At 66.3% G+C, this 15,206-nt stretch carries 5 protein-coding genes and 1 pseudogene; 4 read left to right on the top strand and 2 right to left on the bottom strand.

Annotated elements, in window-relative coordinates:
* Window positions 1–94 precede the first annotated feature (94 nt).
* Window positions 95–1,306, bottom strand: coding sequence for an LAETG motif-containing sortase-dependent surface protein (locus ACFYO0_RS23060; protein ID WP_388678974.1), 1,212 nt, complete (start codon window positions 1,304–1,306; stop codon window positions 95–97).
* A 639-nt stretch (window positions 1,307–1,945) separates the two neighbouring features.
* Between ACFYO0_RS23060 and ACFYO0_RS23055 the strand changes: the two genes are divergently transcribed.
* The 3 genes from ACFYO0_RS23055 (at window position 1,946) to ACFYO0_RS23045 (ending at window position 13,499) form a co-directional block, all read left to right on the top strand.
* On the top strand, window positions 1,946–5,635 hold the full coding sequence (locus tag ACFYO0_RS23055; RefSeq protein WP_388678971.1) for a LamG domain-containing protein: 3,690 nt from the start codon (window positions 1,946–1,948) through the stop codon (window positions 5,633–5,635).
* A gap of 235 nt (window positions 5,636–5,870) precedes the next feature.
* A complete protein-coding gene (locus tag ACFYO0_RS23050; RefSeq protein ID WP_388678968.1) occupies window positions 5,871–13,094 on the top strand; it encodes a polymorphic toxin-type HINT domain-containing protein in 7,224 nt (2,407 codons plus the stop codon).
* A gap of 9 nt (window positions 13,095–13,103) precedes the next feature.
* A complete protein-coding gene (locus ACFYO0_RS23045) occupies window positions 13,104–13,499 on the top strand; it encodes a hypothetical protein (RefSeq protein WP_388678965.1) in 396 nt (131 codons plus the stop codon).
* 89 nt (window positions 13,500–13,588) lie between these two features.
* On the opposite strand, the pseudogene ACFYO0_RS23040 reads toward ACFYO0_RS23045, so the two are convergent.
* Window positions 13,589–13,741 (bottom strand): annotated as a pseudogene (locus tag ACFYO0_RS23040) (site-specific integrase); the annotation flags it as partial.
* 232 nt (window positions 13,742–13,973) lie between these two features.
* Here ACFYO0_RS23040 and ACFYO0_RS23035 point away from each other — a divergent pair.
* Window positions 13,974–15,131 carry a hypothetical protein gene (locus tag ACFYO0_RS23035; protein WP_388678962.1) on the top strand — a complete coding sequence of 386 codons (1,158 nt, stop codon included), beginning with the start codon at window positions 13,974–13,976 and terminating at the stop codon, window positions 15,129–15,131.
* The last annotated feature ends 75 nt before the right edge of the window (window positions 15,132–15,206 follow it).

Here is a 15,206-nt window from a genome sequence, read left to right as displayed (position 1 = left end):
AACGGCAACGAAAAGAAGGACCTGCGCCCCCCTCCGAGCGCAGGTCCTTCTCTTCGTGAGTGAAGCGTTATGCCTTACGCGTCAGCGCCGAGCGTTACGCGTCGGCACCGGTCTTGCGGCGCTTCATGGCGAACACGACACCGGCGCCCGCGACGATGGCGATACCGCCGACGGTGCCGATGACCGGGAGGTTGGAGCTGGAACCGGTCTCGGCGAGCTCACCGGAGACCTTCTCCAGACCGCCCTGCGGCCGCTTGCCATCAGTCGGCTTGCCGTCAGCCGGCTTGCCTTCGCCGTCCCCGGGCTTGGCGATACCCGGGTCCGGGTTGGAGACACCGGCCGCCAGGACGACGAAGTCGTAGTCGGCTTCGCTGCCGGCGACACAGTCCTTGCCCTTGACGTTGTCGACGTAGACGCCCGCGGCGAAGGAGTAGGCGTCACCCGCCGGCGCGTTCTTGGCGATGCTCACTCGCATCTCGTAGCTGATCGACTCGCCGGACTTGAGCACGTCGCTGGTGCTGAAGAAGCCACCGGCCCAGTCCGCGTCACCGAGGTTCTTCCACGTGCCGTCGAGCTTGGACTTGTACTGGAGGGTGACGAAGGGGCTGAGGTACTTGTTCTCGTCCAATTCGTAGTTCTCGACCTCGGCGAAGAGGGAGATCTTCTTCACGTCGAAGTCGGACTTGTTGGCGGCGTTTATGGTGAACCCGTGGAAGCCACTGCCCGCGGCGATCTTGCCCGGCAGACCGGAGATGCTGGTGACGACCGTGTCCGAAGCGTACTGGTCATCCACCTCCTCGCAGAACGGCAACTCCTCTTCCAGGGCGGGCACGGTCACGTCCGGTCCCTCGGACGGCGACGGGCTGGGCTTTTCGTCGTCCTCGCCCGACTGGTCGTCGCCGCTGGTGTCTTCGGCACCGGTGTCGTCGCCAGTCGCGTCGTCGCCCGACCCAGTGTTGCCACCGGTGGTGTCGTCACCGCCGGTGGCGGTGTCGTCGTCCGAGCCAGTGTTGTCACCGGTGGTGTCGTCACCGCCGGTGGTGTCGCCCCCGGTGGCGGTGTCGTCGTCCGAGCCCGTGCTGTCCTCGGTGGTGTCGTCACCGCCGGTGGTGTCGCCCCCGGTGGCGGTGTCGCCCCCGGTCGAACCGCCCGTCGTCGTGGTGGTGGTCGTGGTGTCGCCGTCGGTGGCATACACGACCGGTGCCGACAGCAGCGACAGCGGAGCTATGACAGCCGTAGCGGCCGCAGCGGCCAGAGCACGGCGAAGCTTCATGAAGACCTCGAAAAGTCCGGTGTACTGCGGCATCGCAGTACGAAATTTTGGGGGGCCTACGCGTGTGGGGTCGCGGGTACAGCCGTTGATTTCGCAAGTGAGACCTGTGACTCCTGTGAATGGTTGTCCTCGAACTCACATAATTCTTATGTGTGCTGGATCACATCTAGGCGGTTCGAAGAGGTCAGCTTCAGGACCGCTCGCCATGGGCCGGATCGTGGTGCCTGGCCCTGGGCGGAACCCGTGACTGGCGGGCGAACGGTCCGCAGGCCGGACAGTCCTGCGCCACCTCGTCCACCTCGCGGTGCGGAAGTGGCCGCCGCGAGAGACGACAGGTGTCGCCGGCGGTGACCGTCGTGTCGTGCGACGGCCTGCCTGTGGGGCGCAGCTGGGCAAATTTGTTCACTGTTGAGGTAATCCGAACGCCATGGCTCATTGGGGCATATTCGCTTCGCTTGTGCGTGGTGTCCCACCAGTCACTTTGGTCACATGTTCATCACGGCGAGTTTGATGTTGCTCCTTCTTGTGAAAGTTCCGCGCTGAATTTGTCATGGCCTGTTCTGAACCATCTGGGGTGGGGATTTGAGATCGAGGCGGAGGCGTCGGGGCGGCGGCGTGGCTGATGGGCGAGCCCGTCGCTTGCTGTGCTCAACGACCGCGGTTGCTCTGCTGGTGGCCGTCCCGGTACTCGGGTCGGAACCGGCGGCTCGGGCGGCCGCGGAGGACGCCCCCTCGAAGTTGTCGGAGGGACAGCAGGCCCTCGCAGAGGCGCAGGAGTCCGGCCGGCGCGTCGAGGTGACCGGGGAGCGGTCGGAGCGTACGACTGTGTACGCCAACCCGGATGGGTTCAGGTTCACGTTGGAGGAGTCCGCTGTCCCGGTGCGGGTGGCCAAGCCCGGGGGCGGTTGGCAGGCGCCGGACGCGACGCTGGAGGTGAGCTCGGACGGGTCGGTCGCACCGAAGGCGGCGGCGGTGGAGATGGAGTTCTCCGGTGGCGGGGAGAACCAATCTCTGGTCAAGATCGAAGAGCGTGGGCGCTCGCTGGCGCTGGGGTGGCCGGGGAAGCTGCCGGAGCCGGAGCTGGATGGTTCCAGTGCGCTCTACTCCGAGGTGCTGCCGGGCATTGACCTGAAGGTGACGGCTTTGGTCGAGGGTTTCCGGCACGTTCTTGTGGTCAAGACACCGGAGGCGGCGGCACGTTCGGAGCTGGAAAGGATTGACTATTCCCTGAAGGCGGAGGGGCTGAAGCTCCTCGAGGGAGAAGCGGGCAACCTCACGGCGGTGGATGCGGACGGCAACCGGGTCTTCCGTGCGCCGCCTGCGCAGATGTGGGATTCGGCGGGGACGGCTGACAGCGCCACCGGGGTTACCACGCAGTTGATGTCGGCCGTGTCCCTTGCCGAGCCGGAGGGTTCGGACCCGGCCGGGAGAGGCGCTTCGGTGGTGGAGGGGATAGAGCCCGAGCCCGGCGACACGGTGACCAGCATGGAGGTGGAGGTCACCAGTGATGCGCTGGCGGTGATTCCCGACCCGGAGATGCTGGCCAATACGGAGCCGTCGGCGTTTCCGCTGTACATCGATCCGACGGTGACCTGGAGTGAGTCGGAGCGGACTCTGCTGCGCAGTGACGGCTATGAGTCGTACGGCTGGGGCAACGGCGACGATGGTCTGGGCAAGGGCGTGGGCAAGTGCGGCAACTGGGGCGGCTACTACTGTGGCCCGGGGTATGTCCAGCGACTGTACTTCGAGTTCTCCCCGGCCAGCCTGAAGGGCAAGAGGGTGTTGGACGCCACGTTCCGGGTGACGGAGCCGTGGGCGTTCCAGTGTGATCCGCGCTGGGTGGATCTGCTTCGTACGAGCAACATCTCTTCGTCGACCGCGTGGTCTTCCCGGCCCAGGCACCTGGACCTGATGGGGGACCGGTATGTGTCGGCCGGCCGGGGCTCGCTGTGCGATCCGGATTCGCCGGACGCACCGATCGAGTTCAACGACAACCCGGCCGAGACGAACGAGAACTTGATGCCCACCGTACGGGATTTCGCAGCGGGCAAGTTCTCCCGGCTGACGTTGATGCTCAAGGCCCATGACGAGACGGACACCAGCGCCTGGAAGCGGTTCAAGAACGACGCGGTGCTGGCGGTGGACTTTGTCGGTCTTCCGGCGAAGCCCACAGGGATCGGGTTGGTGACGGGCTCGGGCACGGTGTGCGAGACGAACGCCTCCCGGCCGGCGGTGGTGTCGGATCCGACACCGGCGCTGACAGCGAGGGCGAAGACGATGGCGGGTGGGGAGAAGGACGCGCAGCTGCGGGTGTACTTCGACATCGACCACAAGAACAGTGACGGAAGCTGGTCGGACACCCCCGCCGGTGCGGGGGATCTGAGTCCGTCCACCGGCTATGTCGGGGACGGCGTGAAGCTGACCAAGTCCTGGTCGACCCTGGCTGAGGGCAAGTTGTACCGCTATCGGGCCTGGGTGCGTTCGTACTACAACAGTGGTGGTGACTTCCTGTCCGGTCCTTCGAACGCGTCGACGACCGGCTGGTGCTACTTCAGCGTTGATCCGACCAGGCCGAAGGCGCCGGGGATCGCGATCGGCAGTCCGTACAGCGAGTGCACGACCAATGCCTGTGTGGCCGGCGGCGGGCCGGGGAAGAAGGCGTCGTTCACGTTTACACCCGCCACGGGCGATGGCAACAACGTCGGGTACAAGTACCGGCTGTCGCAGTCCGCCGGCTGGACGGATGCCGTTCCGGTGTGCAGCCCGCCCCCGCCGTGGTCCCTCCAGTGCGAGGACCTTGAGGGCACATCCTCGTTCTTGGGTTGGCGTGGGTACTTCACGCCCCAGCAGTCAGGCACGCTCACCGTGTACGCGATGGCCGAGGACGAGCTGGGCCGCGACGGCACGCAGAACGCGGTGGACTTCCTGGTGGCGTCGCGCGACACCCCGGTCGGCCGGTGGCATTTCGCCGAGGACAGTGGCGTTGCGGTGGACTCCGCGACGGCCGATGGCGCGGATGACGCGACACTGTCCGGCGGTGCGGTACGGGACTACCGCGGGCGCCGTGGTCTGATCACCCACGATGCCCAGGGCCAGCCGTTGGCGGGCGCGGTCAGCGACAAGGGCCTTGTCCTGGACGGGACCGATGACTATGCGGCCACGTCGGGCCCGGTGCTGAACACCGCGTCGTCGTACACGGTCGCGGCGTGGGTGCGGGTGGATCCTGGTGCCAACCACACGCTGACGGTGGCCAGCCAGACTGCGTCCACCGGCCCGTTCACAAAGAAGTACAGCCCCCTGTACTTGTCGTACGGCGGGGGCGGCTCCAACGCCTGGAGTATGCGGACGCTCTCCAAGGAGGGGTCGTTCGCCGAGGCGAAGGCCAAGCAGTCGTCGCCTCGTGGGGTGTGGACCCATGTGGCGGGGGTGCATGACGCGGAGCAGAAGAAGACCAGTCTCTACGTCAACGGAGTCCTGCAGGCGACGGTCGATGCCGGTACGGCGTGGGACGCGGACGGTCCCTTGCAGATCGGCCGCGTGATGCACGCCGATGTGTACAAGGACTACATGCACGGTTCCGTCGATGAGCCCACGGTGTGGCAGGGAGCACTGACGGAGAAGGAGATCGCGGACGAGGCACGCCTGCTGATCTCGCAGGGTTTCGCGGGCGCGGAGCTGGTGGCGGACTGGTCCGCCGAGCGGGGCAGCGGCACCACCGTCACCGACACCACGTCCGGATACGGCAGGAACCTGACGCTGACCGGCGGGGCCTCGCTGGACGGTGAGGCGATCGTGCTGGACGGTGTGGACGACACGGCCGGTGCGAGCGGACCACTGGTGGACGACACGGGTGCCTTCACCGTGACCACCCTGGTGGAACTCGACGGGACGAAGCTCGCGGCCAAGGATGTCGGCTATACCGGCCAGGTGTTGGGGCAGCGCACCGCGGACGGTTCCGCGTGGGGCTTCTGGTATCGGCTGACGGGCAAGACGACGGAGCTGGACGAGGAGACGCTCGAAGAGCGGACGGTTCCGGTCGGGTTCTGGCACTTCGGCCGGCTCAACGCCGATGGCACCTTCTCCTCGGTGGCCTCGGACGAGGGGGCGGCGCTGGACGGCTTCGTACGGCTGACCGGGCTCTTCGACCCAGGGGCGGGGACGATCAGTCTCTACCTCGGCCACAACCAGAACGGCGACGCGCAGATGTTCACAGCCAAGGCCGGTTCCGGTGACTTCGCCATAGGCCGCGGCTTCGTCGGTGGCACCTGGAAGCACTATCTGCCCAGCCGGGTCGCGGAAATGCGGCTGTGGGCGGGGGCGATGGCCAGCAGTGAGCAGATCGACTTCCGGGTGGGTGACTGACGTGTGAGGTGCGGGGAGGGCCGTCGAGGACCTTCCCGCACCGCTGCCCTGCCGGAAGGCGGGGCCGCGGGCGGTTTGGAACATCTCAACGTGCGAGACCGGGTGGGGACGGATCATGGTATTTGGCATAGGCACCTCAAGACACCTTCGTGGATCTCGTGGGCCCCGTGGCGTGGCGGGACGCCGGGACAGCAGGGCCCTGATCGCGGCGGTGGTACTGGTTTTGGTGGTGCCTGTGGGTTTGGCCCCTGTCGCCGAGGCGACGGGCAGCGGGGGCGGGTTGGGGCGTCCGGAGCTGCCCGAGCAGCGGGTGAGCAAGGTCAGGGAGGTCACTGGGCCGGGTGCGAAGAAGGCTCGGGAGAAGGTCGCCAAGGACAAGGCGGCCAACGCCGCGCAGAGCAAGAGCGCGCGGGCCGAGCAGCGGTCGGCCGACTGGCCCGAGCCGGGCACGGCCACGGTGAAGCTGGCCGCCCAGAAGACCGGAAAGCTTTCACCCGGTGGCGTTCCGGTGGAGGTCAGTCCCGTACCGGCGAAGAAGGCGGACACAGCAGACGGCGAAGCGCGCGTGACTGTGCTCGGCCGGAAGGCCGCCGAGAAGGCGGGGATCAACGGTGTGGTGCTGACCGCCGAGGCGGACACGGCGGGCCGGGCGGAGGTGAGTGTCGACTACAGCGGCTTCGCCTCGGCCAGTGGCGGTGGCTGGGCGGGACGGCTGCGGTTGGTACAGCTGCCAGCCTGCGCCCTGACGACGCCGCAGAAGGCGGAATGCCGTACGCAGACGCCGCTGGCTTCCCACAATGACATCGCCGCGCGGACCGTCTCCGCGCCGGTGACGCTGGGGGGCACCGAGGGCGGTGCATCGACGCAGCTCGGCGAGAGTGCCGCGGCCGGGGCGACGGTCTTCGCGGTGACTGCGGCTGCCGCCGGATCGGGTGAGTCGCCGTCGGGTACGGGTGACTATTCGGCGACCGAACTGTCGGAATCCTCCTCGTGGGAGGCGGGGGGCAGTTCTGGTTCCTTCACGTGGTCCTACGATTTCACGATGCCGCCGGCCGCTGCCGGGCCGACGCCGGGGCTGTCGCTGTCGTACGACTCGGGCGCTGTCGACGGACGCACTGCCACCACCAACAACCAGGGCACCGCGGTCGGCGAGGGTTTCTCGCTGACCGAGTCCTACATCGAGCGCTCGTACAACTCCTGCGACGACGACGGGCACGTGGACGTCTTCGACTCCTGCTGGAAGTACGACAACGCGCAGCTGGTACTGAATGGCAAGTCCACTCGCCTGGTGAAGGACTCCGGTACGTGGGACAGCACCTGGCGGCTGGAGGGTGACGACGCTTCGAAGGTGACCCGCTCCACGGGCGCGGACAACGGTGACGGCAACGGTGAGCACTGGACGGTCATCACCGGCGACGGCACCAAGTACGTCTTCGGTCTGAACAAGCTCGACGGAGCCGGTACCGAGCGGACCAACTCCACCTGGACCACGACCGTCTTCGGCGATGACCCCGGTGAACCCGGCTGGGGCAACGGCGACACGTTCGGCGGTCGGGCGGTGACCCAGGCCTGGCGGTGGAACCTCGACTACGTCGAGGACACCCACGGCAACGCCTCCACCTACTGGTACGCCAAGGAAACCAACTACTACAAGAAGAACAAGGCGGAGACCGCCAACACCGCCTACACCCGCGGCGGTTACCTCAAGGAGATCAAGTACGGTCTGCGCAAGGGCGCGCTGTTTACCGACGACGCCGACGCCAAGGCCACCTTCTCCTACGCCGAGCGCTGCACCGCCTCGGACTGCTCGTCGCTGACAAAGGCCACCGCCGACAACTGGCCGGACGTGCCGTTCGACGCGATCTGCTCCAGTGGCGACAGCGAGTGCCTCTCGTCCGGTACGGCGTTCTTCTCCCGGAAGCGGCTGACCGGCATCGACACCTTCTCCTGGTCGGCCTCGGCGAGCGTGTACGAGCCGGTGGACTCCTGGGACCTGACCCAGGAATACCTGGACGGGGGGGACATCGGCGACACCTCCGACCATGTCCTGACCTTGAAGTCGCTCAAGCGCACCGCCAAGGCCGGGACGAACATCGTGCTGGACCCGGTGGCGTTCACGTACCAGATGCGGCCCAACCGGGTGGACGCCACCGACAACATCCTGCCGCTGACCCGCCCCCGTATCTCCACCGTCACCTCGGAGACGGGTGCCATCACCACGGTGACGCTGTCCTCGCCCGAGTGCGTGCGCAGCCAGGTGCTCGGAGCGGCGGAAGACACCAACACTCGCTCCTGTTACCCCCAGTACTGGAACATCAACGGGGCCTCGGAGGCATCCGTCGACTGGTTCCACAAGTACCGGGTGCTGGCCGTCGCCACGTCAGACCCGGCCGGACAGAACGACGTGGTCGAACACGCCTACGCGTACTCGGGCGCGGCCTGGCGCTACAGCGACGACCCGTTCACGCCCAGGGACGAGCGGACCTGGTCGACCTGGCGCGGATACCGCCAGGTCACCGAACACACCGGGGCCACGGACACCACCCGTTCCAAGACCGTCTCCGTCTACATGCAGGGCATGAACGGCGACAGAAAGGCGGACGGCACCACCCGCTCGGTGAGTGTCGCCCCGCTGGCCGACCCTGACGTGGGTATCGCGTCCCTCACCGACAGTGCTCAGTACGCGGGTCAGCTACGCCAGCAGGTCACCTACAACGGCTCCACACCCGTCGGCGTGAGTGTCAACCAGCCGTGGTCGAAGGAGACCGCCCGCCAGACCGTGCCCGACGCAGGCGATCACGTGGCGCGGTATGTGCGTACGCAGAAGAGCACGAGCTACACCCATCTGACAGTTTCGGGGACCTGGCGGGCCCGGGCGGTCACCACCACCTTCGACGACTACGGCATGCCCGTGACGGTCGACGATTCCGGTGAAGCCGGGGCGGGCGGTGACCAGACCTGCACCCGTACCTGGTACGCCCGCAACCCGGATGCCGGTCTCATCTCCCTTACCTCCCGCACTCGCACGGTCGGTGAGTCCTGCTCGGTGGCCGAGACCTCCCTCGACCTGCCCACCTCCAAGGACAGCCGCGGCGACGTGCTCACCGACACGGCGGTCGTCTACGACTCCGCCACCGCGACCGCTTGGAGTGCGAGCCAGACACCGACCAAGGGCGAAGCGACCTGGGCCGGGCGGGCGACCGGCTACCCGGCGACAGCGACCGGCGGTGAGCGCCATCCCTCGGCCTGGCAGACCACACTCACCAGCACCTACGACGCTCTCGGTCGACTGCTTTCCGCCACCGACCCGAAGAACAACACCACCTCCACCGCGTACACCCCGGCCGAGGCCGGGCCTCTGACCAAGACCATCACCACCAGCCCCGTCACGACCCACCGCACGGTGAGCTTCCTCGACGCGCGGCGCGGACTGGTGTTGCGCAGCTATGACGCGAACCTGAAGAAGACGGAACTCGCCTACGACGCGCTCGGTCGGCTGACCGACGTGTGGCTGCCCAACCGCACCAGCGGCAGCCAGGCGCCCAACACCAAATTCGCCTACCAGCTCAGCAACAGCAAGCAGTCCTGGGTGTCCACCTCCGCCTTGAAGAAGGACGGTGAGACGTACAACACCAGCTACGCGATCTACGACGCGCTGCTGAGACCGCTGCAGATCCAGTCCCCGACGCCGCAGGGTGGCCGGCTGCTGACCGACACCCGCTACGACAGCCGCGGCCTGGTCTACGAGACGCAGGCGGACATCTTCGACACCACCAGCAAGCCGAACGGCACCTACACCCGCGCCGAGTACGGAGAGGCCCCGGCTCAGACCGAGACCGTCTTCGACGGCGTCGGGCGGCCCACCACCAGTACCTTCCTCGTGGGCGGAGTGAAGAAGTGGTCCACCACGACCAGCTACACCGGTGACTCGACAGCGACCACCGCGCCGGCGGGCGGCTCCGCCACCCGCACCATCACCGACGCCCGGGGCCGCACCACCGAGATGCGCGAATACGTCGGGACCAGTCCGGGGGACGTCCAGTACGGCGGCGGTGTCGGTACCGCCTACGCCTCGGTGAAGCACACGTACAACCTGGACGACCAGCCCGCAACCATCACTGGTCCCGATGGCGCCAAGTGGTCCTACGACTATGACCTGTTCAGACGGCAGACTCGTGCCACCGACCCGGACAGGGGCGACACCGTCACCGAGTACAACGTCCTCGACCAGGTCGTGAAGTTGACGGACTCGCGCGGCAAGTCCGTCATCTCGGACTACGACGTACTCGGCCGCATCACCGGTACCTGGGCAGGCACGCGGACCGACGCCAACCAGCTCACCGGCTACGAGTACGACACCGTTCTCAAGGGCTACCCGGCCTCCTCCACCCGCTACGTCGGCGGTAAGGGCGGCAAGGCTTACACCAAGGCGGTCACCGCTTACGACAGCCTCTCCCGCCCGACCACGACCCAGCTCAAGCTCCCCGACGACGATCCCTTCGTCGCCGCCGGGACGCCGTCCACTCTGGAGTCCACCAGCTACTACAACGTCGACGGCACTCTGCAGAACACGAAGGAACCCACCCTCGGCGGCCTGCCGTCCGAGATCATCGAGTACGGATACACCGGCCTCGGGCAGGTCAAGTCCATCGGCGGTGCGACCGGCTACCTCCTGGACACCGACTACTCCGCCCTCGGCCAAGCGCAGCAACTCGTCCTCGGCACCGCCAACACCGAGGAACACAAGAAGACCTACATCACCAACCGGTACGAAGAGGGCACCGGCCGACTCACCCGCAGTCATGTCACCGACCAGACCCACCCGTACATGCTGCAAGACCTCAACTACACCTACGACCAGGCCGGCAACGTCACCTCCATCGCCGACCCGACCACGCTCGGCGGGACCAGCGCCGCAGAGACCCAGTGCTTCGCCTACGACGGCCATCAGCGCCTGACCGAGGCCTGGACTCCCACCTCACAGAAGTGTTCCGACGCACGCAGCGCCGACAGCATGTCCGGACCAGCGCCGTACTGGACCTCGTACGCCTACAACCTTGCGGGCCAGCGCACGTCGGAGACCCAGCACGGCGTAGGGATCCGTGCCGGGCAGGACAGTGTGCGCGGCTACGACTATCCCGGCGCAGGCCAGAATCAGCCGCACGCCCTGGGCAAGGTCTCCACGGCGGGTGACGGAACCCGTACGGAGACGTTCCTCCACGACGAGGCCGGCAACACCACACGGCGTACCACGACCACCTCTCACCAGTACTTCCGGGCCGGCTGGAAGCTCACCTCGGGCGAGGAGGTCCGCACCCAGCGGGGCCGTCTGGTGATGCGTGAGGACGGCGATCTCGCCCTGTACGACCGGGACACCGGCAACAGGGTCTGGCACACCGACACCGCGGGCAGCCCCGGTGCCTGGGCCACCATGCAGGATGACGGCAACTTCGTTGTCTATGACTCCGACCGCAAGGCCCTGTGGGCCAGCGGGACCTACAAGGGAGCGGACTCCGGTTACTTCGCCACCCTCCAGGACACCGGTGTCTTCGTCATCTACGACGCCGGCTGGAGTGCGAAATGGAGCGCCGGCTCCTGGATCGGCTCCGCGCCGGTCACCTCCGGCACCACCGAGCACACCTGGGACGTCGAGGGCCGGCTCGCCACCAGCACAGTCCCCGCCGGCAGCCGGACCGACTACCTCTACGACGCCGACGGCGAACTCCTCATCCGCGCGACTTCAGGCGGCGAACGCGTCCTGTACGCCGGGAGAACCGAACTCCACCTCCGCGACAACGGCACCACCTGGGCCCAGCGCCACTACGACTCCGTCGCTGTCCGCACCAACGAGTCGGGCACGAACAAACTCTCCTACCTCGCCGGCGACCACCACGGCACATCCAGCCTCGCCATCGCTGCCGGCAGCACCCAGGCCGTCACCAAGCGCCATATGACACCCTTCGGCGCCGAACGCGGCACCACCACAGGCGGCACCTGGCCCGACGACAAGGGTTTCCTCGGCAAAACAGCCGACACCACGACGGGGCTGACCCACCTCGGCGCTCGTGAATACGACCCCACCATCGGCCAGTTCATCAGTGTTGATCCGGTACTGGCTGTTGATGCACCGCAGTCCCTCAACGGTTACTCCTACGCCGGCAACAGTCCGATCACCAGCTCCGACCCCACTGGCCTGTGTGCGGACATCGACTGCCCGACCCGCCCGGGGCCCGGGTATGAGAACACCACACCCGGTCACGTTCCCGGCAAGCCCAAGAAATCCGCCAACACTCTCTACGCCGAACAGGGCCTGAGTTACAACGCTGGCAGTGGGACGAGTGGAACCGCCACTACCAATAGCACCGGAACCGTCCACACCACCTCCGGGACCTCAGGAAACGGCAACTCAGGTCATGCCTGCTCCCGCTTGTCCGGGATCGGCTCCTGCAACTACGGTCCGCAGCCAGAGCCCGACTGGAACGCGACCTGGCAGATGGCCAAGACTCTCGTGTTGCCGGATGTCGAGGATTGGAAAGAGTGCGGTGCGCACATCGGTGTCAGCATCGCCTGCGCCTCAACGCTCGGCGACGTGCCGTTCCTGAAACTCTTCAAACTCACCAAACTGAAGAAGCTTGAGGACGCCGGGGACGTCGCCGCCAAGTGCACGAAATGCTTCCTCGCCGGAACCGACGTCCTCATGGCCGACGGCACCACCAAGGACATCGAGGACGTCAAGGTCGGCGACAAGGTCCAGGCCACCGACCCCGAAACCGGCGAAACCGGCCCCCGGGAAGTCACCCGCCTGATCATCACCGAGGACGACAAGCACTTCAACGAGCTTGCCATAGCCACGGAAGACGGCATCGAAGAACTGACGGCGACCCATGAACACCCCTTCTGGTCCCCCTCAGAGAACGACTGGATCGAAGCCGGCGACCTCACCTCCGGTATGACCCTGCTCACCGACGACGGCGACACCGTCATCATCACGGGCAACCGGGCCTACACCGACCACGCGACCACGTACAACCTCACTGTCGACGACCTGCACACGTACTATGTGCTGGCGGGGGCAACTCCGGTACTGGTTCACAATTCCAACGGGTGCGCCAGGATTGGCACTGCGGAATCCCTGATGGAGAATCTTGACGACGATGTGATATTCCACTACGCAGACGCAGATGGAATCGCTTCGATCGTTAATTCGGGCGCAATTAAGGCCGACTCGAAGGGGCGGGCCTATGTTACCCAGGAGATGGTTTCATCTGGCGATGCGCTGAATGTTCTCTTCGCTGGAAACCCTGCGTACGCACACAAAGGTGGCTTCATGATTGCAGTGAGGCGACCTCAAGGGATGTCGCTCAGGCGCGGAGAGCAGCCCAATGAACTAATCCATAGGGGATCCGTCAAGTTCGACATCTCTGACGTGCTCTATGCTGGACCGAACCCGTTCGGATAGGAGGCGTTGATGCAGGTAGAGATGGAGTTGGGTGAGCTGGAGGTTCTCGCGGCCGCTCTTGTGAGGATGAAGTTCGATGAAGTGGAGGTGCCGGAGCCGTACTTTGGAAGCCCGGTATTCTCTGCGGCACATAATCGAATTCTGGACTCTCTCATTGCGGGGAGTCGGGAATCCGGGGATGAAGGTCGAGCACGTCGTTGGGAAGGGTGGCGAGAGTGGGGTGGGCGAGAATTTGAGCGAGAAGTGATCGTCAGCTACGCCGTCTCGCTTTCAATGTGGGATGACTGGAGTCGAGATCAGCAGATCGAGATTCTTGGCGTCTACTGCTCTCCCTTCTCGGCGACTTCTGATGACCTCGAAGAATTGCGGTTGGAAGTAGACCAGAAGCGTCGCTCTAATCGCTGAAGGCGAACTCTGACGGCAGCGCTGACGGCAACGTGGATGGACGAAGGGACCCGACCGATTCATCTTGGTCGGGGCCCTCTCGCGTTCGATCAGAGAGAGGAAGGAGAGCCCTCCTCGTGCGGGTTCCGGATGGCCTCTCCGAGTCGGTTGATGGCTTCGTGCTGCAGGCGGAGTCGGACGTGGGCGTAGACGCCGGCGGTGACGCCGATGTGGGCGTGGCCGAGCAGTTCCTTGATGACGACTTGTGCGGTGGTGAGGAGCTGGCGGGCTTCGTCGGCGGTTCAATGTGGCCGTTGGGTTGGAGTGAGACTCGTGACTCCTGTGAACAGTTGCCCCTCACTCGCAGAATTCTTATGTGTGTTTGATCATGTCCGAGTCGACTTGTGAACTCCCTTTCGCGCGGCTTAGAACTGTCCTTCGTTTGACTGTCGAGCAAGTCGATCAACAAGTGATCATGGGAGAGGCGCGAGCGCCGTGGCCGATAAGTCGTCCGAGTCGTCCGAGAAGCCCGAGCCGTCCATACCCGACGATGTGTGGGAGCGGTTCGTCGAGGACAGTGAGCGGGACATCCGGACGTCCGAGGCGCCCAAGGAGCCGTCGGCGCGCGCCCGCATGGTCACCGAGCGGCTGCGGCAGCAGGACGCGCGCGGTGAACTGCCCCCGGGGTGGCGTACGGGGCCCGCGTGGAGGGAGATGGACGGGCGCGCGGCCCGCCGCCGCAAGCTCTGGGCCATCATCGGCGTACCGCTGGCGCTCGCCGTCGCCCTGGTCGCCATGAAGCCGTCCCTGCTGCCCGGCGACCCGTTCGGCACGGGCAGTACAGGCGGTACGGGCACGGAATCCGCGGCTCCGCTGCCCGAGGAGACCGCGCCCCCGTCCACCGCCCCTTCCTCCGCACCCGGAACGCCCACGCTGGACCGGCCGTTCGCCGGATCTCCTGCCGCGCGGTACGCCGACGGGGCCGCCGGAATCGTGCTGCCGGAGGCGAAGGCGGTCGGCTCGTTCAGCAAGGACGAGGTGGACCGGGCCCTGAAGCAGACCAAGGCCCTGCTCGTCGACGCGAATCTCGACCGGAAGACCCTGCTCGGCGGCACCCCGGAGACCGTGCTCGACATCCTCGACCCGAAGCAGCCCCGGATGCTCTCCGACGTGAGGTCCTGGCTGCGCAAGCCGGACAAGAAGAATGACCCGTTGCTGCTGTTCAGCCGCTTCGACAAGGACGAGGTGCGGCTCATCGGCGATGTGGTCAAGACCCGTGGCCGCATGACGTTCGAGCGGGGCGAGAACGGGTCCGTCGTCGTCCACGCCGACTACACCTTCGTCTACGCGGTGGCCCCGGCCGACCCGGACTCCACGGAGGTGACCCGCGTCATCGCACGCCGCGTCATCGACACGGAGCTCGCCGACCCGACGCGATTCCAGGTCACCCCGGGCAAACTCCTGGTCGTCCGATTCAACCAGGATCTTGCCAACACCGCCTGCGGCGTCTACGACGGCTACCTGCACCCGCAGTTCGACTCGGCCGTCATCCAGGGGCCGACGCCGACAGGGCCCAGGGTCGACCCGTACGACCGCAGCCGTGACATCCAGAACTCCGATACGGAGACGTGCGGCACGGTCTCACGGACCTGAGGGAGACCAGGCTGAGGGGGACCGGACGGGGAGGCGCACAGCTTCGGGCAGGCGAAGGGCCCCGCGGCGGGGGGA

This window comes from Streptomyces sp. NPDC006365 (genome assembly GCF_042870755.1).
Lineage (GTDB): Bacteria > Actinomycetota > Actinomycetes > Streptomycetales > Streptomycetaceae > Streptomyces > Streptomyces xiangluensis.
The sequence above is the reverse complement of the archived record's forward strand: the minus strand, read 5'-3'. Positions and strand labels throughout refer to the sequence as shown.